The following is a 20948-nucleotide window of genomic DNA, read 5'->3' as shown; positions in this document are numbered from 1 at the left end:
CGACTACAGATTCAAACGTTTATAATTTCTTATCTACGTAAGTTCTCATGTCGACTATTTATTACAAACGTAAATAGCTCGTCACAAGCACCCACACAAATTATTTTGATCAGATTTTTAAAGAGCGTGGAGCGAAGCCCCGTTGAGTTGGACCATTATACAGATCCAATTCAGTTTGTCAACACCCTGTTAACTTTGTTTTTCTTGCCGTCCTTGCCGAAGTCGTTTACCGAACCCCGAAGAAGCCGACCATTATAACCTACTCAGTCCGCTTGTCAACATCCTGTTAACTTTTATTTGTTGCTGCGTCTCTGCCAGGGCGTTTACCCCGAAAGAGCTGCGTATTATACAACGCCTTTTCATTAGGTCAAGCAGTTATTTATTCAACCAATCTAAATATCTTGCGACGCCTTGCTTAACGGTTAAAAACTCTTTCGCATAGCCCGCTTCTCTTAATTCGGAAATATCAGCTTGCGTGTAACTCTGGTAAGCCCCCTTTAAATGCTCAGGAAATGGAATGTATTCAATATTTCCTTCTTTATGCCAATCAATAACCGCCTGGGCAACCGCATTAAACGTTTCTGCCCGTCCCGTTCCTACATTATAAATACCGCGTTGCTCAGGATGATCTAGAAACCACAGGTTTACATCGACAACATCATCGACATGAACAAAGTCCCGCTTTTGCTCACCATCAGCCATGCCATCGCAACCCTCGAACAATTTTGCTCTTTTTTGCTCCATGACCTGTCGATTAAAGTGAAATGCAGTGCTACTCATAGCACCTTTGTGCTGCTCTCTTGGTCCGTAAACATTAAAATAGCGGAAACCGACAATTGGACTTTTTGTTTTAGCTAAAAAAGGCCGCACATATTGATCGAATTGAAACTTCGAATAGGCATACATATTGATAGGATGCTCGCAACTGCGATCAACTCGGAACCCCTGTTTGCCATTCCCGTAAACCGAAGCGGAAGACGCGTACATAAAGGCAACATTTTTAGCGATACACCAATGCAGTAAACGTTTGGAATAATCATAATTATTCGTCATCACATACCGCCCATCCCATTCCGTGGTTGCAGAGCAAGCTCCCTGATGGAAAACTGCCCGCACCCCATCAAAAAAATGAGCCATGCCAATTTTCTCTATAAACTCATCCTTGTCCATGTAATCGGCGATATCAAGATCGGCGATATTGTGCATTTTTCGCCCATTAGACAGATGATCCACCAGCAATATATCGCGTTCGCCCCGCTGATTTAATGCCCGAATAAGATTACTGCCAATAAAACCGGCACCTCCCGTCACAACAATCATTCTAATCCCCTCGCTTTTTTAATCATCGCCGTTGTCGACTGACCGTCAACAAACTGTAATATCTTTACTTCGCCACCCGCCCGAATCACACAATCGCCACCAGCGACTTGCTCCGAACTGTAATCGCCGCCCTTGACGATGACATCCGGCAACAGCCTGCAATACAGTCTTTCGGGGGTTTCCTCTTCGAATGAAACCACCCAATCCACGCAGGCCAATGCCGCCAAAACCGTCATCCGTTCCTGCAAGCCATTAATAGGTCGAGATTCTCCCTTTAGCTGCCTGACCGAAACGTCGGAGTTTACGGCCACCACCAAGCGATCACCCAGCGCCTTTGCCTGCTGTAAATAAGTCACATGTCCGGCGTGTAGCAAATCGAAGCAACCATTGGTCATGATGATCCGCTCATCATGGGCTTTGGCACCGGCCAATATTTGTACCAGTTCGCTTTCCGAAACAATACCGTATTGGGAATCCCGATCACCGTGCATGGCTCGCGTTAACTCCGGCATCGACACGGTTGATGTACCCAGCTTTCCGACCACTATGCCTCCCGCCAGATTAGCCAGATACATCGCATCATACAACGCCATATCCAACGCCACACCCAGAGCCATCACGGCAATAACGGTATCTCCGGCGCCGGTCACGTCAAAAACATCCTTGGCCTGAGCCGGTAATGAATGTACTTGATCATCTTGTATCAAGGTCATACCCGCCTCGCCGCGAGTCAGCAAAAGTGTCGGGATTTGACACCGTTTTAACAGCGCTCGCCCTTTTTCCAGCAAATCCTCTTCGCTTTCAGCAACGCCAACTACAGCCTGCAATTCAGACAGGTTTGGCGTTATCAGGTCTGCTTGTGCATATCGCTGATAATCCACGCCTTTCGGATCCACCAGAACCTTAATACCGGCCTGCTTGGCCTCAATGATATACATTGAAACATCCGCCAATGTTCCCTTGTCATAATCCGAGAAAACAACCGTATTATTTTCAGGCAGATGATCAACCAGTTTCGCCAATAAAGCACCTGAATCAAACTTAAGAGACGTCTCTTCGAAATCGATACGAATCAGTTGCTGATGCTGCGCCATAACCCGTAATTTGCAGATGCTGCGAATATCCCGCTCGACTACAAAGTCGCAGACCACGCCTTCCGCTTCCAGCAGCCGCCTGAGGGTCTCACCCTCAGCATCATCGCCAACAACGCCTAACAACGTAACCTTGCCGCCCAATTTGGCTATATTGAGTGCGACATTACCCGCACCGCCTACGCGATCTTCAATAGTTTTAACTCTGACTACCGGTACCGGCGCTTCCGGCGAAATACGCGCGGCCTGCCCGGACCAATATCGATCCAGCATCACATCGCCTATGACTATGATATGGGCCTTTGCAAACTCAGGTGCGATCGCCAACATTAATGGGCCTCCTCAATCGCGCCGCACCACCAGTGGCCTATCAATATATGCGCCTCTTGGATTCTTGCCGTCACATCCGAGGGAACAATAATCGAATGAGTAACCAGCCTACTCAGCTCGCCTCCCCCACACCCGGTTAACCCGATAGCAGCCATGCCTTTCAACCTTGCAGCTTCCACCGCTTTTAATATATTTTTGCTACGTCCCGATGTGGAAATGGCAATCAAACAATCTTTTTCACTGGCAATGGCCTCAATCTGACGGGAATAGACGGTTTCAAAACCAAAATCATTGCTGTGCGCCGTTAAAATCGAACTGTCTGTGGTCAACGCAATTGCAGCCAACGCCTTCCGGTTTTTTTGGTATTGCACCACCAGCTCCGCAGCGATATGCTGACAATCGGCCGCACTGCCGCCATTGCCGCATAATAGTATTTTTCCACCCTGCTTTAATGTTTCAATCAGCAATGCTCCGGTCGCCTCAATGGCACCGGAACAATCTGCCAATCGCTCCATCATCGCCTTATGCTCTTCGAGTTCGGCAATAAATGTCTTCAAAATAATGTCCTACGCAATGTCTGAATTTGATACCTCAGTAGCGGCGACCGGCTGGTCACGACTACCATGTTCCTTAAATTGCATGGAATGCAAGCGGGCATAGGCTCCATTTTTTGCAATGAGTTCCCGATGAGAGCCTCTTTCAACGATACGCCCATGATCCATAACCAGAATTATATCGGCGTTTTCAATGGTCGATAGCCGATGAGCAATAACCAGAGTCGTCCTGTTGCTCATGACTTTTTGCAGCGCCGCCTGGATATACCGCTCCGATTCGGTATCCAGCGCCGATGTTGCCTCATCCAATATTAATAGAGGCGCATCCTTCAGCAATGCCCTGGCCAACGCTAACCTTTGCCGTTGTCCGCCGGACAGTTTGACGCCATTCTCGCCTATTTCCGTGTCCAAGCCTTGGTCCAGTTTGGCGATAAATTCCATCGCATAAGCGTCTGTTGCAGCAGCTGTTATTTCACTTCGAGTTGCGGTTGCAAGCGCCCCGTAGGCGATATTGTTGGCTATCGTATCATTGAATAATGTGACTTGCTGATTGACCAATGCCAACTGCTTTCTCAAGTTTGCCAATTCATAAGTATTTATTTCAACACCGTCCAACAATATCTCACCGGTATCATGCGAATAAAAACGCGAAACCAAATTGGCGAGCGTACTTTTACCTCCACCGGAAGCCCCTACCAGCGCGATAGTCTGCCCAGGCTCGGCCTTAAAATTGATGTCGATAAGCGCCGGCTCATTTGAGCCCGGATATTGGAAGGACAGGTTTTTAAATTCTAACGCCCCCTTACATCTTTCGACCTGATAAGTGCCTTCATTAGACTCGCCAGGCTCATCCAGAATTTCAAATAACGATTCGGCCGCCGCGATGCCTTTTTGAATGTCGCCATTGGCGTCACTCAACTGCCTGATAGGTCTCGGCAATAAAAATGCCGCCGTCAAGTAGCCGACAAACTCGCCGACACTGGCTTGCTTCATAAAAAACAAGGCCATATACATCAGAAATGACAATGCGATGGCAATAATAAGCTGCATGATCGGATTGTGTATCGCCATCGTCGTTGACAGCTTTAACGATTGCCGCCGATTAAATGAGCTGCTATCCAAAAATCGTCGCCGTTCGTATTCTTCGCCGCCATAACTTCGCACCACCCGATGCCCGCCGACCAATTCCGAGGTAATATGGGTCATGTCGCCTATCGACTCTTGAATTTTCTTACTAATCCCTCGGAGGCGCTTACTCACATAACTTACCAGCACCACAATAATCGGCGCGATAGCAACAAAAACCAAAGACAACATCCAGTTTGAATAAAACAAATAGATTAACAAGCCTATCGCAGTAAATCCTTCACGCACAATGGTACGCACCGCATCCGTAGCGGCCTGAGTAACCAGTCCTACATTATTGGTTATCCTTGAAATCATATAACCGCTGTTATGCCCATCAAAATAAGCCGTTGGCAGCCGCGTATATTGATCAAAGATCTGACATCTCAAAGTATGCACGACATTGGTCGATACTTTGGCCAGAAAATAGTTGCCCAAATAAGCGCCAATGCCATGCACTACAATTAAACCGCTGAACAATAACGGCAAATAATACATCCCTTCCCGTGATTCAGTTTGCAACGTATCAATTATATGTTTGATCAATGCCGCGAATAAGGTCTGGGTACCTGAATACATCAGGAAACCGACAATACTGATGGCAAAAAGACCACGATGCGGTTTTACATAGGCCAATAATCGCTTATATATTTGAGCGCTTGCTTTGGATGTTTTGTTCATATTTTTGAAGATTTCATTATCGGGTAAAGCTGTTCCAGCTTGTGCTAAGTTATGGCGTTACTCAAGATACTGGGAAACGCCTTTTTTTGCGGCAATAAAATCCCGATGCTCCAATCGATCCAACAATCGCTGGTAATTAAGATCTTGCTTGCTTTTGTCATTATGACGATGCCATAGATGCAATACAGGCGCAGCAAATCGGCCTTCCTTACGCTTAATGCCTGCATGTATCAAACGAATAACCAGATCGGAATCCTCAAAACCCCAGCCTTCAAAAAGCTCGTCAAAACCATTTACCCGCAAAAAGTCGTTTTTCCATAGCGCCAGATTACAGGTCATGGCTTTTTGCCACTTTTGGGGTTGCAATTTCCTTAAAAAACCCAACGGAAGCTGAATAAAAGCCGAAATCCTGTTGATTTTTTTTTGTAACCGGAGGGACATGAAATATCTTAGCGGTTTTTGATGCAATGAAATATGTTTTTCAATGACTTCCTGAGTAAATGATTCGCTTAACAGCACCCTGTTTCCGGGCACAAAACACCCTGGTTCTGCCAGTTGTCGATGCCGGGCGATAAAATCAGCGGGGCAAATGCAGTCGCCATCAATAAACAGCAAATATTCACCCTGACTGCTCGCAACAGCTTTATTTCTGATGGTTCCAGCCCTGAATCCCTGATCGTCATGATGCACGTATTGAATAGATACCGGACTCTTTGCGCAATAAGCCTGGACCAACGTTTGATTAGCGGGTGTAGAACCATCGTCAGCGATGATAATTTCAAACGCTTGGTCATGTTGGGCAAACAGGCTATCCAGACAAAGCTCTAATGCGGCTGGCCAATTATAGGTGGTTACAATAACAGAGATTAAGTCCATTATTGATTGGGCTGCCGGTTTTGTAATTCCAGTAATTTAAGATATTTATAATAAGCACCTTCCGCATTAGAAATTGACAGCATCAACCCTTGCCGTCCATCCAGAATAGCGGCTTTAATCCAATAGGTCCGAATGAACGTCCAAAGCGCCTTTAAGATGGCTTTGCCCAACGATGAGCGTATACCCCGTTGGTAGAGCATTTCTGCGCCTAAAGTTGAATAGCTATTTACTTTATGCAACACCTCTTCCAGGTTTACAAAGGCATCATGCAGTAACGGCGAATGTACGCGACCGACTTCCCCTTGAACAATAATACTCTCATGTACGATTGAGTCAGTGAATTGTCCGCAATCACGACGAAACAATCGTAATACATAATCCGGCCACCAACCCGCATGGCGCATTTGCTTGCCGCAATAGCTGGAAAGACGGGGAATTTCGTAGCCATTATAGCAATCTTGCTGAAGCGCTTTTTCGATTTCCATCCTTAACTCCGAAGTGACAACTTCGTCGGCATCAATCGACAAAACCCAGTCTCCCTGCGCCTTATCCAAAGCACGTTGTTTTTGTTTACCAAAGCCCGGCCAATCGGTCATAAAAACCTTATCGGTGTAAACTTTACAAAGGTCAACGGTGCCATCGACACTACCGGAATCCAGCACTATAATTTCGTCCGCCCAGCTGACTGAGGCCAAACAGCGGCTGATGTGTTCAGCTTCATTTTTAGTAATAATAATTACACTAAGCACTGTCTTTCTCCGTATTGTTTGCCGACTGCTGAGCCAATAAACAACCCACAAAAAAAGCCAGCAAATGTCCCTCTGGAAAGGTTTTAAAGTTTGAATTAAACAAGCTGACTGCTGCAATGGCAACCAGTACACTGGCACCCATTGCTCCGTACGGTTGTTGAGTCGCTCCCTGCCTGATAGCCGTGTAAATATAAGCTAAAAATATCAACAAGCCGATTAGACCGTTTTCCAACCAGACAAATAAATATTGATTATGCGGATCGGATGCTGGATCGCTGCGCCAGTCTTGATATTTGGCGGCGACATGATTACTGTAAACACTCTTAAAAGCAGAGGTTCCGTATCCCAGCAAAGGTTTTTGCTGAATTAATTCCCACGTATTTTGCGCAAAAATAACCCGAATGCCTATAGACGTTACCTCTTCACTGGTTTGATAGTTTGTCTTTTCTTCCCAACCCACTTTAATACGCTGCTGTAAGGTACTGGAAGTTAATACCACAAGCAAAAGTGCTGTCGCCATAATTCCCAAAATATGCGGAAGTTTCTTATAGCCGTAGAGATTAGCAATCGCAAATACAGCAGCAACAGGCAAAGCCAGATAGCCGCTTCGAGACGGACTGATAAAGAAAATATTAAACAAAAATAAAACCATCATTCCTACTAATAGACACTTTTTTTGCTGACTGAGCGATTCTTTGAGCAAAAAGATACAACATAAGGCGGCAACGACAAAGGCTAAACTTTGCGAAGAGTGATTGGTCATAAAAATGCCGGCTTCTCTCCCTTCCCTTACCTGAATATCCAACAGCCACAATGGAACGGAGATAACCGCAGCGAGAGACATCGCGGTTAAATAAGAATAAACAAAACGTGTCTTCCATTGCGTTTGATAGAACAGCCCCAATAACACAAAAGTGTAAAATAATTTTTTCCAGCTAGACAGCGTGCTGACTTTATCCGCCCAAACCGTGTCCGCATATAAACTGCTGAAAATAAGCCAAGCAAAAAACAGTAACAACATTTTCCCCGCAGGCTGCCCTGCGGATATTTTCAGGCTTTGCCAAACTTGCCCAGACATAAGCCATGTCAGTAACATGGCAATACAAACCGCACTGGTAATGGCCGTAGAGGCGGGGGCTGCAATAGCTGCAATTATCGCTAGAAAGCGGCAGGTTAAGAGAGATTTTTCAGCAATAATTGAGTAGGAAAACATAGATTTTTTGATTAACGCCATAATTGATAAATATATTTTCGTTTCAACTTTTCAAAGCTAAATAACAGCTTTTGTAACCATGCTGGCGGGGCTTTTTCCAGAGCGCTCATATATAAACCGGCCTTACTGCCTTGTTCCACCACGGGCTCTTCTAGCCATAACATAGTTATCCCTAGCTCCAGATCAATTTTTTCAAACTGATTATCTATAGGCAATGAAACCTTGTTGTTGATGATCCAGTCCAGACGTTTTTGTGCGGTGTTAAAATCAATGATATAAGAATCGGCAAAACGACCTCGAGCGCCCACATATAAATGCTGCCCGAATTTTCTAAGGCTTTTCGGCGTATAAAAATTGCCCCCGCAGCCGATAAAAATAACTTTTGGCCCATCAAAGCGCGGGCTTTCTTCCATCGCATAACACAGGCCTTCATTAAAGCGTGGCGAAAAAACAGCATCATCTTCCAGAACCAACGCCTGCTGCTGTTTGTTTTCAATAATACTTTCCAGCGCCATGATGTGTTTTAAAGCACATGACATTTGGTTGGCCGATAAATTGTCACCAATAAAATATTTACTAACAACTTCTGCTGTTAGCTCATCCGCATCCCCGTCAAGAATAAATTCAGCCGTCATATCTTGACTTAAAAGCTGCGCTTCCATAAACGCACGACGCTCATGAAATGCTTTTACATTTATTACGTAAATACCATCTAGTTGTTTAGTTGCTGAATGCATTCCTGTTGTTACCTTGAAAAACTTGGAACTGTATCGAGAAACTTCACCCAGAACTGCAAGTAAAGTGAAATCAATTGCGGATAAATCATCATTATATTGTTATTCGATAAGACAAAATTACTCTTACTTACTCAATGCCCATCGAATCGATTCTTCAACACACTTAAGGCTTAGCGTATCAAGGCATTTACTTCGACTTTGCCGGTGTTTATCGCAACCTTCCAAATGACAAGGGACGCAGTCCCCTTTACCTTGAATCAAGCTGATATTGTTAAGCTGTTGGCTGCCTTGTTTATCAAAGGGATTTCTGTTTTGGTTAAACCCAGTAGGCCAAGGCGCCCATTTTACCGGATTGGTTGGCCCATAAAGCGCAATCACCGGAATTCCGGTTGCGGCAGCCAAGTGAGTGATACCAGTATCCGGGCCGATATATAATTTTGCCTGAGCAATAATAGTTGCCAGCTGCGCCAACGAGACCTGGCCGGCTAGATTGATCGTATCATCGGGAAGTTGGCGTTGAATTTTGGCGACATAGTCAATTTCCTGCTGACCAGGGCCTCCTGAAAGAACCAGCTTCAATCCCAACTTTTTGAGATACAGACCTACCTCTATCCAGCCTTCTACAGTCCATTGCTTGTATGTCCACTGTGGATGAGGGTGCAGTACAGCATAGCCCGTATTATCAGCCAAAAAAGGGAATTGCTGCGCTAGTTGCTTAGTATTGCTGATTTGCGGTGGAACCAATGAAAAACACTGCGGTACATTGATTAGACTGAGTAATTTAAGATGTTGCAAGACCGTATGTGTGTTGTCGTCATCAAACTCTGTCCAGTGTTGAACAAAAAAACGTTTCCACCAACCTGTAGTGTTTTTCGGCGGTACTGCGGCAACCCGTAATGGCGCTGCAAGTAATGCGTACAAAAAAGGTCGATCTCCGGCCTGTGTCGCGATAGCAAGATCGTACTGCCTGAATAATTGCCCAAATAACTGCCGATAATCAGCGAATTTAGGACGGTTAGGCGTGGTTATAACATGATTAATATCAGGATTTCCTTCCAGCATGGAAGCCGTATTATGAAACACCAGCACGTCAAGCCGTGCATCAGGATATGCCTGTCGCAACGAATGCAATAAGGGGGTTGTCAGCAGCACATCACCGAGATATCGCATTGCGATTACCAGAATTCTTGTCGGCTTTGGTTGTAATGATTGGTGGCTATTCATTGCTTAAATTATGCTCCGGAGACTACTAAGCAGCTCATTGGATATAAAACGACCCAATGGAGCTGCTTACCATAAAGTCAACGACAACATAATAATCTGAAAATCTTCCTTATACTTCTGCGCCATTCAACCAGAGGTCATGCTTATTGCATAGGCTCAGCGCGTAAATCGGGCCACTGTAATCATGCAGTGTAAATATTGATCTCGCTGCCTGGTCCTTGATCGGATCAAACAGTCGTTCGTCTATAAACTTATAGTTTTGATCCAGCAAAACGTGTTTAACAATATAGTGTTCGTAACCTTTCATTTCATGCGCTGTGACGATTTTTACAGTGACCTTGCCTCCCGCTTTTTCTATTTCAATGCTGGGCGAGTGCGTTGTAACCTTCCCACTCCAGCGACCGGGCGCTTCTTTTGTATAATAGATGTCCGCTCCCACAGCCAGTTTGCTGCTGTCAGCCAGTGCAATTGTTGGCGCAATCATACCGGCACCAACAGCACCCGCTAGACTCAATCGAATAAAATTACGACGTTCCATAACATTTTCCTTTTTTGATTACTGATTACACACATGTTTATGGCAGAACGGCTTTGCTTAAATCAGCCGCTCTTCACAATTTTATTTATTCTCTGAAACTGGATAGGCACTTTTTCGCAATTTGCCAGACTTTAACCAGTCGAGGGCATTCTTCGAACTTTTTAATACCGGTGCAGCGCCACCCATGGCTACCGCATCAACCAGACAATACCAGGCGGCAACGCCGCTGGGTGGATTCCCCTGAGGCAACCCAAGAACCGGATCTATTGCCGCCCATGTCCAGGTTCCGACGGCGGTGCCAATTAACTCCAGCCATGTAGTAATAAAAAACGCCGCCAGATAAACCATCGGTGAACGGCCTTTAAAAAGATAAGCCAAAAACACACAAAACAATAAGGCGCCGACTGAATCGCCCTGTTCGGCATAGCCGCTGATCCCCCAAACTGACCATGCACCGCACACCAATACCACAAAGGTAGCGATTTCCCTGGCATAGCGCAGGAATAATCCGGATCGCCCCAACGCAACAGCGGTTAAATAAACCATGCCGTGCCCGGGCGGTACATAGGCAGGCACGTTCTCAAACCGGTACGTGTATCCGCCCATAAAAGGCGAGGCAAAGTGTTCACCGATAGTAGCAAAAATGACGGCAATGACAACCTGCATTCTTATTTCCCTGTTTTCTCCTAGCAACCATCCGATCAAAAATACCCAGCCGCAAACACCAAGGGCATTTTGCTTTTCCAAACTCGCATTGGCATCACTGATTAAGCAGACAGCCACACAAAGAAAAGTAAAAGTTGCTATAAAATAATCCCGTTTTTTATGAGCATAAGCAACGTTAACTTGTGGAAAATGGCGTAACACAATTACCTCTTTTAATTTTCATTGATCTTAACTCTACGGTTGGTCAAGCCTACACTATATAAACATCCAGGCTATCACCGCATATCGGCCCAACTTACCCAGCAATATGATTAAACAAGCCTGGAGGAATGGCAGTTTTAGCCATCCGCCCGCAAAACACAAGGCATCCCCAACCACCGGCAACCAGGTAAAAAACAGCGTCCAGAGACCTTTTTTTCTGACTACCTCCAGCGCTTTCTGTTTTTTTTCTGATAAAAGCGTAGATACGGGGAATTTCTTTGCTGCCAACACGCCCAAGCCCCATGTTGTGATGGCGCCCAGCGTGTTGCCTATCGTGGCAACGATGACCAAAAGCTCAACCTGATAATGCCCTGCCGCAACCATATAAGCCAAAATAGCTTCTGAACCACCGGGCGCTATCGTTGATGATATGAATGCGCTGATAAACAGTCCGCCTATTTCAAACCCTATATCGTGCACTTTTTCTCTCAAAAAAACCCCCTGCACTCGAAGAGAACAGGGGGTTTTTACGTTAACCAGAATTTAACTTCCAGGCAATATCTTGTTTTTGTTAGACATAATCAGCTTAACCAAACTAGATAACAGTTTTACAACAAGCTCTATTCCCGTTCTCAACAACTCAAAAATAGTGGCAACCACTTCTGATGCGCTCATACCTTTAAATTTTTTCGCTAAAAATGGCGCTAGCAACAGGCCTATCGCTAAGCCGATCACAGTAACACCTGAAATAAAAGAGTCTTCTTTTACCCGCTGAACTATGGGAGGAGCTTCAGCTATCGGTGTGGCTTCAGCTGCGGCCAAAACATCAGCCATCACCGTCGACAAACTTCCCTTATAGTCATCGGCTATGACGTAAGCGGTCACACCGGGAATACTAGGCAAATCTCCATCACCGTTACCGACTTTCAACTGCGCTTTCATGCCTTTTTCCATATGCTGGGCAATGTCGCAATGCACTAAATAGGTTTTATCGCCGGGAGGTAAAATTAACGTTCCTGAAATTTTTGCAGGGCCGGTTACTTCTAAATGGAACATGCCTTTTGGGTACAAATACTTCGGCAAACCGTGCATCATCCATTGATGACGAATATGGTCATCATTGACAAAATTAACCGTCAATTTAGTACACGGTTTAAACTTAAATTCCTGTGTATCAAACGCAAACATTCTACCGGGAAATTTCTCAGCGTGTTTATGTCCGGCATGCACAGTAATTTCCTTGGTCTCAGCGATGCTATCGCAACCACCCGGCAACGTACTGGCATTCTGCCCCATAACCATACCACCGGCCATGTCCATTAAATGGCCATCGCCGTGATCCATGAGCATACCGCTATGATCTTCATACTCCTCTGCCAATACTGGCGCAGAAAAAAGAAAAATCAATACCCCAGCCGATAATAACTTCACCATTACTCATTCCCCCCGTTGCTCAATAAAAACCACCAAAAATAGACGCCTCTAGGCGAAGCTTCTGCTAACCTCCCTAACCATGTAGACCATGCCATCACCCATCTTGAGTAAATTACCCGCCACGGAGAATGGCATCAATACACAACCTAGCGACAATCGCGCCTGTTTAGCTTTTAATCTTCGCTATTATTTCATCCACTTTGCTTTTAAATCCAGCATGAGACAGATAAAGGACATAGAGACCAGCAAATGCGAAAAGGGCATACAAGAGCATATTATTTCTGCTCACTGCTTGACCGCCACCGGCTTTAAAACTCATGTGCGCATCCAATCTATCGCCAGAATCAGGAACCAAAGTAATATGAATCAAATAGTTGCCTGCCTCCGGCACGCCATTCGGCAATCTCAGTTCAACAGTACCTTTTTTATGCTTTGCAGCCGGCAGTTTGAATACGCTAGTTCCTTCAGGCTCTTTAGTCACTTCAAACTCAACAGCCATATCTCTGTATTTTATATCCTGATAATCGAATACCAGTAAAGTCAGTTCGTTAGCGCGTGGAATATTAGCGCAAAAATCTTCAGCAGGAAACGCGTTAGGCTGATAGGCGGTATAATGTAGCCAGTGAGTAGGTTCCAATTCAAATTTACATTGGTCGGTATCGGTACCTGCGGCCCCACCATGCGCCCATAACGATGCAGAAAATAACAATCCCAGAAGTACCAGGGAACCCTTTCTTAAAATGTGTATACTGTTCATAATGCCTTCCAGTTTTTATCAATTTATTATTATGGGAAAAAATGTAAATGCTATCAATATAGCTTGAACTCATCACAAACAAGCATCTTTCGCTGTATTTTTGATTAATAGCAATGGATTACTCTAGCACATCAATTTGGCCAAATAAAGGAATTGATGGCAGACTAGCCTACAAATGCCGTTATAAAAGTAATGCGCTGCAGTACTATTGCTATCCTTCCCTGCTTTTCGTAGACTTAAACTAATTTTATTCAAACGGAGCTTTACCGCATGTCATTTTTGACCTCTTCTACGGCCTGGACAGCTTTAAAAAAGCATCACAACGAAACTAAAAACATTCTCCTACGTGACAGTTTCAATGCGGATAACAATCGCCACACCAAATTCTCTCTCCATTTTAATGACATTCTTTTTGATTACTCCAAAAATAGAATAACTGACCAGACCCTGCCCTTACTCATTGATCTTGCTAAACATGCCGGGCTAGACGAAAAAATCAAGGCCATGTTTTCCGGAGCAGAAATCAATAAGACCGAACATAGATCCGTTTTACACACCGCTTTGCGCAATAGAAGCAATCAACCTGTCTATGTTGACGGACAAGACGTGATGCCGCAAATTAACAGCGTTCTCGCCCAAATGCGGACTTTCAGCACCTGCGTTCGTTCAGGCGAATGGAGAGGCTATACCGGCAAGGCCATTACCGACATCGTCAACATTGGCATAGGCGGTTCCGATTTGGGACCCAAGATGGTTTCAACGGCTCTGACCCCCTATGCTTCTGAGTCATTAAAAGTTCACTTTGTCTCCAACATCGACCAAGCCGATCTTATTGAAACCCTAACGCACTTATCCCCAGAGACGACGCTATTTCTTATCGCCTCTAAAACATTTACGACTCAAGAGACGATGACCAATGCAAAATCCGCAAGAAGTTGGTTTCTCGATAGTGCGCAAAATCAACAGGCCATTGCCAAGCACTTTGTTGCCATTTCTACCAGCACCGATAATGTTGCCGATTTCGGCATAGATACCAATAATATGTTTGAATTTAGACACTGGGTTGGCGGTCGCTATTCACTCTGGTCAGCCATAGGACTGTCTATTGCTTTATATGTAGGCATGGATAATTTTGAAGAACTTTTGCAAGGCGCTTATGAAGCTGACGAACATTTTCGCACCACTCCATTTGAAAAAAATATTCCGGTCATCATGGGCTTGCTGGGCATCTGGTATAACAACTTCTATAATGCCGAATCCCATGCTCTTTTACCTTACGACCAGTCGATGCTTTATTTTGCTGATTATTTTCAGCAAGGAGACATGGAGAGCAATGGCAAAAGCATCGACCTTAACGGTGACAAAGTCGATTACAGCACCGGCCAGATTATTTGGGGTCAACCCGGCACCAATGGTCAACACGCTTTTTTTCAGCTTATCCATCAGGGCACCAAGCTGATACCCTGTGATTTTCTGGCCGCCGCTAACAGTCACTACAAGTTACCCGAGCATCATGATATTTTGATTTCAAACTTTCTTGCCCAGCCGGAAGCCTTGATGAAAGGTAAAACAGCCGGAGAAGTTAAGCAGGAGCTGTCTGCCGAAGACCAAACCGACAAGGTACTGGTCGCTTCCAAAATATTTGACGGCAATAAACCGTCCAATTCGTTTTTATTTAGCAAACTGACGCCCAAAACCTTAGGCTCACTGATTGCATTTTATGAGCATAAAATTTATGTTCAGGGGGTTATCTGGAATATCAACTCATTTGATCAGATGGGCGTGGAATTGGGAAAAACCTTAGCCAAGGTCATCTTGCCAGAACTTCAAAACGACAAAATCATCGGCAGCCACGATTGTTCAACCAATGCATTGATTAATACCTACAAACAATTACGACTGCCAAGGATGGCGGAAGTGTCGTAATCGCTCAGGAACCGATGCGACCGACTGCCAGGGATGACGGAAGTGTCGCAATCGGTAGGGAACCGATGCGACCGACAATCTTGATTTTCCTACCCAGACTGATTATCGGCTTACTATTTGCCGCCACCCTGACAACTTGCGACAACGGATTCCTATCGATTAACAAGCTGGAGCAAGTTAAACGGGCAGGAACCCTGCATGTATTAACACGAAATGACCCAACAACCTATTATGAAAGTCCGGAAGGATATACCGGCCTTGAATATGACTTGGTTATGCTTTTCGCTGAGCAATTAGGCGTTAAAGCAAAGTTTGAGACCCCCAGTACCTTTGCTGACATCCTAAAACGTATTTCCAAAGGCAAGGCTGATATTGCCGCCGCAGGACTGACCATCACCGAACAGCGCAACAAAAGCATGCGCTTTGCGCCTGCCTACCATGAAATAACTGAACAGCTTATTTACCGCTCAGGCACTCGCCGCCCCAATAACGTCAGCAGCCTGACTCAAGGGATTATTGAAGTTGCCAAAAACACCAGCCATATTGATAGCCTAGCCTATCTAAAAGAGGATACGCCTGAACTGGACTGGAATGTTAACGACGAGCTCGATACCAATGGCCTGCTGTATCTGGTTAATGAAGGACTTATCGATTACACCGTAGCGGACTCGAATCAGGCCATATTAATTCGTCGTTTTTACCCCAAACTTAACATTGCCTTCGATATTTCCGAACCACGCCAACTGGCTTGGGCATTAAGCCCATCGGACGACAACAGTTTATACGATGAAGTTGTGCGTTTTTTCAACCGGATAAAAAAAGATAAGACCCTCGATCAACTTCTTGAAAAACATTACGGACATACCAGCAGCTTGAGCTATATCGGCAACTGTAAATTCCGTCAGCAAATAAAAAGCAGGCTTTCCCAGCATCAAAAATATTTTAATTTGGCGGCCGCACAATACAATATAGATTGGCGTTTATTGGCTGCAATCGGCTATCAGGAATCCCACTGGCTTGATAAAGCCGTTTCCCCGACCGGAGTAGAGGGTATTATGATGCTAACGAATACCACCGCCGCAGAACTCGGCATTCAAGATAGAACCGATTCGAGTCAAAGCATTGATGGCGGCGCACGCTATTTTCAACAAAGAATCCAGTTAATTCCCGAGCAGATTCCAGAACCGGATCGTACTTGGTTTGCATTAGCCTCCTATAATGTCGGCCTGGGTCATCTTGAAGACGCTAGAGTGTTAACTGAAAAGCAAGGCGGCAACCCCGATAAATGGATGGATGTCAAACAGCATCTGCCATTACTCACCCAGAAAAAGTGGCATCAACAGACCAAACACGGCTATGCCCGAGGCAAGGAACCGGTTATATTTGTAGAAAACATACGCAGCTATTACGACTTACTGGTCTGGTTGACCGAGGAAAATCAGATTAAGAAAAATGCCATGGAGATCGATAGTAAAAATCCTGATAATGAAGCGGTAACCATTGATCCGGCCGCACTTTAAACGGCTTTCATCGCCTGGCTTTAAAAAAATCCCTCAACATTTCCGAGCATTCCGTCTCCAGCACGCCGCCGTCCCAGCTGATCTTGTGATTTAAAAAACTCGCATCGGTCAGGCTTAATGCATTGCACACTGCGCCCCGTTTTGGATCATACGCACCGAAAACCAGGCGCTTAATCCGTGCATGACTCATAGCTCCTATGCACATCACGCAAGGCTCCAGGGTCACGTACAAGGTCGCATCAGTCAACCGATAATTGGCAACATGAACGCCCGCGCCTCGCATTGCAACCACCTCGGCGTGGGCGGTCGGGTCATGGCTGGTTATCGGAATATTCCAGCCTTCCGCGATACATCGATCATCCCTGACCACGATAGCGCCGACCGGGACTTCACCCTGTTGCTCGGCCCGTTGCGCCAGCCTGATCGCATGGCGCATCCACGCTTCATCCGTGGTACTGCTTATTCCCATTCGATAGTCGCAGGTGGTTTGCCGCTGATGTCGTAAGCCACGCGGGAAATGCCGGGGACCTCATTGATAATGCGACGGGAAATCAAATCCAGAAACTCATAAGGCAAATGCGCCCAACGAGCCGTCATAAAATCGATAGTTTCGACGGCGCGTATCGCGATCACATAATCATAACGCCGACCGTCTCCCATCACACCGACCGACTTGACCGGCAAAAATACCGCAAACGCCTGACTGACCTTGTCGTAAAGATCATGGCGATACAGTTCCTCAATAAAAATGGCATCGGCCTGACGCAATAAATCGGCGAATTCCTTTTTCACTTCGCCCAAAATCCTGACGCCCAAACCTGGGCCTGGAAACGGGTGGCGATAAACCATATCCGCCGGCAGACCTAACTCTACGCCCAGCTTTCTGACTTCGTCCTTGAATAGTTCGCGTAGCGGCTCAACCAGCTTTAAGGTCATATTTTCCGGCAAACCGCCGACATTGTGATGCGACTTGATCAAATGCGCCTTGCCGCTTTTGGAACCGGCCGATTCAATCACATCGGGATAAATCGTGCCTTGCGCCAGCCATTTGGCATCGGTAATTTTTGAGGCCTCTTCATCGAATATGTCGATAAACAGACCGCCGATGATCTTGCGTTTTTGTTCCGGGTCAGTGATGCCGCTCAAAGCATCGAGATAGCGCTGCTCGGCGTTGACCCGGATAACTTTAACGCCCATATGTTCGGCAAACGTCGCCATCACCTGATCGCCTTCACGCAAACGCAGCAAGCCGGTATCGACAAAAACACAGGTCAACTGGTCTTCAATCGCTTTGTGCAGCAATGCCGCAACAACAGACGAATCGACGCCGCCGGACAAGCCCAAAACCACATGATCGCTGCCGACTGTTTTCCGAACTGCGTGAATGCTGTCTTCGATAATATTGCTGGAAGTCCACAAGGCTTCACAACCGCAAATTTCCAGCACAAAGCGCGACAATATCCGTCCGCCTTGTTTGGTGTGGGTGACTTCGGGATGAAACTGCAAGCCGTAAAAACCCTTGTCTTCATTGGCGATACCGGCAATCGGCGCACCGTCCGAGCTGGCAATCAGACTAAAACCGCTCGGCAAATCGACGACGCGGTCGCCGTGACTCATCCAGACATCCAGCAGGCCAAAGCCTTCTGCCGACAAATGATCTTCTATGCCGTTCAGCAATTTTGAATGGCCTCGCGCCCTGATTTGCGCGTAACCGAATTCCCTGTGATCGGAACTTTCAACCTTGCCGCCCAATTGCTCGGTCATGGTTTGCAAGCCGTAACAGATGCCCAGCACAGGAACACCCAGTTCGAAAACGATTTGCGGCGCTCTTGGCGTATCGCCGCTGGTTACCGTTTCGGGACCGCCGGATAAAATAATGCCGTTGGGAGCGAACTTTTTGACTTGTTCAGCGCTGCATTCACAGGAATATATTTCGCAATAAACGCCGATTTCACGAATGCGGCGCGCGATCAGTTGGGTGTATTGTGAGCCGAAATCCAGGATAAGGATTTTGTGGGTATGGATGTTTGGGGATTGTTGTTTCACGATAGAACTCTTTTAAGATCAGGCAAAAGGTTAAGGGCGAAGGGCAAAGGACTAAAGGCGAAAAAACCGTGCTTCAAATTAGGTCTATCTTAACCTTTAGCCCTTCGCCTTTCGCCTTTCGTCTTTCGCCTAAACTTACTCCATCCGGTAATTAGGCGCTTCTTTAGTAATGGTCACATCATGTACATGGCTTTCGCGCATACCGGCACTGGTCACCCGTACAAACTGCGCTTTTTCGTGCATCATGACTATCGTTTGACTGCCGGTGTAGCCCATGCTGGCGCGAATGCCGCCCAGCAACTGATGGATAACCGCCAACAAACTGCCTTTATACGGCACCCGGCCTTCTATGCCTTCCGGCACCAATTTTTCAACCGAATCGGTTTCTTCCTGAAAATAGCGATCGCTGGAACCTTGCTGCTGCGACATTGCACCCAAAGAGCCCATGCCGCGATAGGATTTGTAAGACCTGCCCTGAAACAACTCAACCTCACCGGGCGCTTCTTCGGTTCCGGCAAACAGGCCGCCCAACATCACCGCATTCGCACCGGCAGCCAGCGCTTTAGCGACATCGCCGGAATAGCGTATACCGCCATCAGCAATTACCGGCACACCGGTTCCCTTTAACGCATCGGCGACATTACTGACTGCAGTAATTTGCGGCACACCGACACCGGCAATAATCCGCGTCGTGCAAATAGATCCGGGGCCTATGCCAACCTTAACGCCATCGGCGCCCGCCTCAACCATGGCCAGTGCCGCCGCTGCGGTAGCAATATTGCCGCCGATGACCTGCACCTGCGGATAGTTCTGCTTTACCCAACGAACCCTGTCCAGCACACCTTGAGAATGACCATGCGCCGTATCGACGATAATGACATCCACACCGGCCGCCACTAAAGCTGCGACCCGTTCTTCGGTGCCCTGTCCGGTACCGATTGCTGCACCGACCCGTAACTGTTCCTGTTCATCTTTACAGGCCAACGGGTAATCTTTGGCTTTTTGTATATCTTTTACCGTAATCAAACCGCACAAATGAAAGGCATCATTGACCACCAGCACTTTTTCAATGCGATGCTTATGCAGCAGCGCAATCACTTCTTTACGATCGGCGCTTTCAGTAACCGTGATCAAACGCTCTTTAGGTGTCATCACCTTTGAAACCGGCTCATCAAAGCGCGTCTCAAAGCGTAAATCGCGACTGGTCACAATGCCGACCAACTCAGCGCCATCAACCACCGGTACGCCGGAAATATTTTTGGAGCGGGTCAGCTTGATAACGTCGCGGATACTTACATCCGGCGTCACAGTGATCGGGTCTTTAATCACCCCGCTCTCGTATTTTTTAACGCTGCGAACCTCACGCGCCTGTTGCTCGGCCGTCATATTCTTATGAATAATGCCGATACCGCCTTCCTGGGCAATCGCAATTGCCAGTCGGGCTTCGGTAACCGTATCCATCGCGGCAGCGACCAACGGGATATTAAGCGTAATGCCCCGCGTCAGCTGAGTCTTCATCTCTACGTCGCGTGGCAGCACCGTCGAGTGCGCAGGCACTAATAAAACGTCATCAAACGTCAGCGCTTCCTGAAGAATTTTCATAGACCACACCTTATAACCAGTAAAAATAACCACGTATTGTACATCGTAGGATGGGTAGAGCGCGAGCGAAACCCATGGTTTGTAAATAATTGCGGGTTTTTGGTTGAGAAGACACGCGTTTGCGGTATCTAGCGTTTGAGTTTATTATCAACGGCTGTTGTGAGTGGATATGCTTAACTTTCCCGTGACTTTTATGTGCTCCTAGCTAAATTTATTTTAGGGCGCACTAAAATCACACAACAACATGAATAAAATATCAAATGTAAGGCCTGACCCCTTGTCTGTGACCCCTTGCTGTTGTTAGCTTTATAGACTGGCTCAGACCTACCCTTGGTAGGCATTCCAAAATCCCGCCACC

Annotated in this window: 19 protein-coding genes; 2 read left to right on the top strand and 17 right to left on the bottom strand. The window is 46.3% G+C overall.

Annotation, left to right across the window (positions count from 1 at the left end; translation table 11 throughout):
- Nucleotides 1-375: 375 nt before the first annotated feature.
- The 14 genes from rfaD to RW114_RS08600 form a co-directional block, all read right to left on the bottom strand.
- On the bottom strand, nucleotides 376-1320 hold the full coding sequence (gene rfaD / locus RW114_RS08665; RefSeq protein ID WP_340122352.1) for an ADP-glyceromanno-heptose 6-epimerase: 945 nt from the start codon (nucleotides 1318-1320) through the stop codon (nucleotides 376-378).
- Nucleotides 1317-2741 carry a bifunctional D-glycero-beta-D-manno-heptose-7-phosphate kinase/D-glycero-beta-D-manno-heptose 1-phosphate adenylyltransferase HldE gene (gene hldE, locus RW114_RS08660; RefSeq protein WP_340122351.1) on the bottom strand — a complete coding sequence of 475 codons (1425 nt, stop codon included), beginning with the start codon at nucleotides 2739-2741 and terminating at the stop codon, nucleotides 1317-1319. Before hldE ends, rfaD begins: the two co-directional genes overlap by 4 nt.
- A complete protein-coding gene (locus tag RW114_RS08655; RefSeq protein ID WP_340122350.1) occupies nucleotides 2741-3298 on the bottom strand; it encodes a D-sedoheptulose-7-phosphate isomerase in 558 nt (185 codons plus the stop codon). Before RW114_RS08655 ends, hldE begins: the two co-directional genes overlap by 1 nt.
- A gap of 9 nt (nucleotides 3299-3307) precedes the next feature.
- On the bottom strand, nucleotides 3308-5101 hold the full coding sequence (gene msbA, locus RW114_RS08650; protein ID WP_340122349.1) for a lipid A export permease/ATP-binding protein MsbA: 1794 nt from the start codon (nucleotides 5099-5101) through the stop codon (nucleotides 3308-3310).
- Between the two features lie 57 nt (nucleotides 5102-5158).
- Nucleotides 5159-5977: a glycosyltransferase family 2 protein gene (locus RW114_RS08645; RefSeq protein ID WP_340122348.1), complete on the bottom strand. Its 819-nt coding sequence runs from the start codon at nucleotides 5975-5977 to the stop codon at nucleotides 5159-5161.
- A complete protein-coding gene (locus tag RW114_RS08640) occupies nucleotides 5977-6726 on the bottom strand; it encodes a glycosyltransferase family 2 protein (RefSeq protein ID WP_340122347.1) in 750 nt (249 codons plus the stop codon). The genes RW114_RS08645 and RW114_RS08640 overlap by 1 nt, the downstream gene beginning before the upstream one ends.
- Nucleotides 6719-7960: an O-antigen ligase family protein gene (locus RW114_RS08635; RefSeq protein ID WP_340122346.1), complete on the bottom strand. Its 1242-nt coding sequence runs from the start codon at nucleotides 7958-7960 to the stop codon at nucleotides 6719-6721. Before RW114_RS08635 ends, RW114_RS08640 begins: the two co-directional genes overlap by 8 nt.
- On the bottom strand, nucleotides 7951-8676 hold the full coding sequence (locus RW114_RS08630) for a glycosyltransferase family 25 protein (RefSeq protein WP_340122345.1): 726 nt from the start codon (nucleotides 8674-8676) through the stop codon (nucleotides 7951-7953). Before RW114_RS08630 ends, RW114_RS08635 begins: the two co-directional genes overlap by 10 nt.
- Nucleotides 8677-8799: 123 nt before the next feature.
- Nucleotides 8800-9900 carry a putative lipopolysaccharide heptosyltransferase III gene (gene rfaQ, locus RW114_RS08625; protein ID WP_340122344.1) on the bottom strand — a complete coding sequence of 367 codons (1101 nt, stop codon included), beginning with the start codon at nucleotides 9898-9900 and terminating at the stop codon, nucleotides 8800-8802.
- Between the two features lie 109 nt (nucleotides 9901-10009).
- Entirely contained in the window at nucleotides 10010-10438 is a 429-nt protein-coding gene (locus RW114_RS08620; protein ID WP_340122343.1) for a desulfoferrodoxin family protein, read from the bottom strand.
- An 81-nt stretch (nucleotides 10439-10519) separates the two neighbouring features.
- Entirely contained in the window at nucleotides 10520-11305 is a 786-nt protein-coding gene (locus RW114_RS08615; RefSeq protein ID WP_340122342.1) for a hypothetical protein, read from the bottom strand.
- Nucleotides 11306-11359: 54 nt separating this feature from the next.
- Nucleotides 11360-11785 carry a YqaA family protein gene (locus RW114_RS08610; protein WP_340122341.1) on the bottom strand — a complete coding sequence of 142 codons (426 nt, stop codon included), beginning with the start codon at nucleotides 11783-11785 and terminating at the stop codon, nucleotides 11360-11362.
- Between the two features lie 63 nt (nucleotides 11786-11848).
- Entirely contained in the window at nucleotides 11849-12739 is an 891-nt protein-coding gene (locus tag RW114_RS08605) for a copper oxidase (protein WP_340122340.1), read from the bottom strand.
- A 166-nt stretch (nucleotides 12740-12905) separates the two neighbouring features.
- Nucleotides 12906-13496, bottom strand: coding sequence for a hypothetical protein (locus RW114_RS08600; RefSeq protein ID WP_340122339.1), 591 nt, complete (start codon nucleotides 13494-13496; stop codon nucleotides 12906-12908).
- A 270-nt stretch (nucleotides 13497-13766) separates the two neighbouring features.
- Between RW114_RS08600 and pgi the strand changes: the two genes are divergently transcribed.
- On the top strand, nucleotides 13767-15422 hold the full coding sequence (gene pgi / locus RW114_RS08595) for a glucose-6-phosphate isomerase (RefSeq protein ID WP_340122338.1): 1656 nt from the start codon (nucleotides 13767-13769) through the stop codon (nucleotides 15420-15422).
- A 65-nt stretch (nucleotides 15423-15487) separates the two neighbouring features.
- Nucleotides 15488-16942, top strand: a complete 1455-nt coding sequence (gene mltF, locus RW114_RS08590; RefSeq protein ID WP_340122337.1) for a membrane-bound lytic murein transglycosylase MltF — start codon at nucleotides 15488-15490, stop codon at nucleotides 16940-16942.
- A gap of 7 nt (nucleotides 16943-16949) precedes the next feature.
- Here mltF and tadA read toward each other — a convergent pair whose 3' ends face one another.
- The 3 genes from tadA to guaB all read right to left on the bottom strand — a co-directional run bounded on the left by tadA (nucleotide 16950) and on the right by guaB (nucleotide 20590).
- Complete coding sequence (gene tadA, locus RW114_RS08585) at nucleotides 16950-17411, bottom strand: tRNA adenosine(34) deaminase TadA (protein ID WP_340122336.1); 462 nt, start codon at nucleotides 17409-17411, stop codon at nucleotides 16950-16952.
- Complete coding sequence (gene guaA / locus RW114_RS08580; protein ID WP_340122335.1) at nucleotides 17402-18988, bottom strand: glutamine-hydrolyzing GMP synthase; 1587 nt, start codon at nucleotides 18986-18988, stop codon at nucleotides 17402-17404. Before guaA ends, tadA begins: the two co-directional genes overlap by 10 nt.
- A 135-nt stretch (nucleotides 18989-19123) precedes the next feature.
- The gene (gene guaB, locus RW114_RS08575) at nucleotides 19124-20590 is read right to left on the bottom strand and encodes an IMP dehydrogenase (RefSeq protein ID WP_340122334.1); all 1467 of its coding nucleotides are present in this window, start codon (nucleotides 20588-20590) and stop codon (nucleotides 19124-19126) included.
- Between the last annotated feature and the right edge of the window lie 358 nt (nucleotides 20591-20948).

This window comes from Methylobacter svalbardensis (assembly GCF_037671525.1).
Classification (GTDB): domain Bacteria; phylum Pseudomonadota; class Gammaproteobacteria; order Methylococcales; family Methylomonadaceae; genus Methylobacter_A; species Methylobacter_A svalbardensis.
The sequence above is the reverse complement of the archived record's forward strand: the minus strand, read 5'-3'. Positions and strand labels throughout refer to the sequence as shown.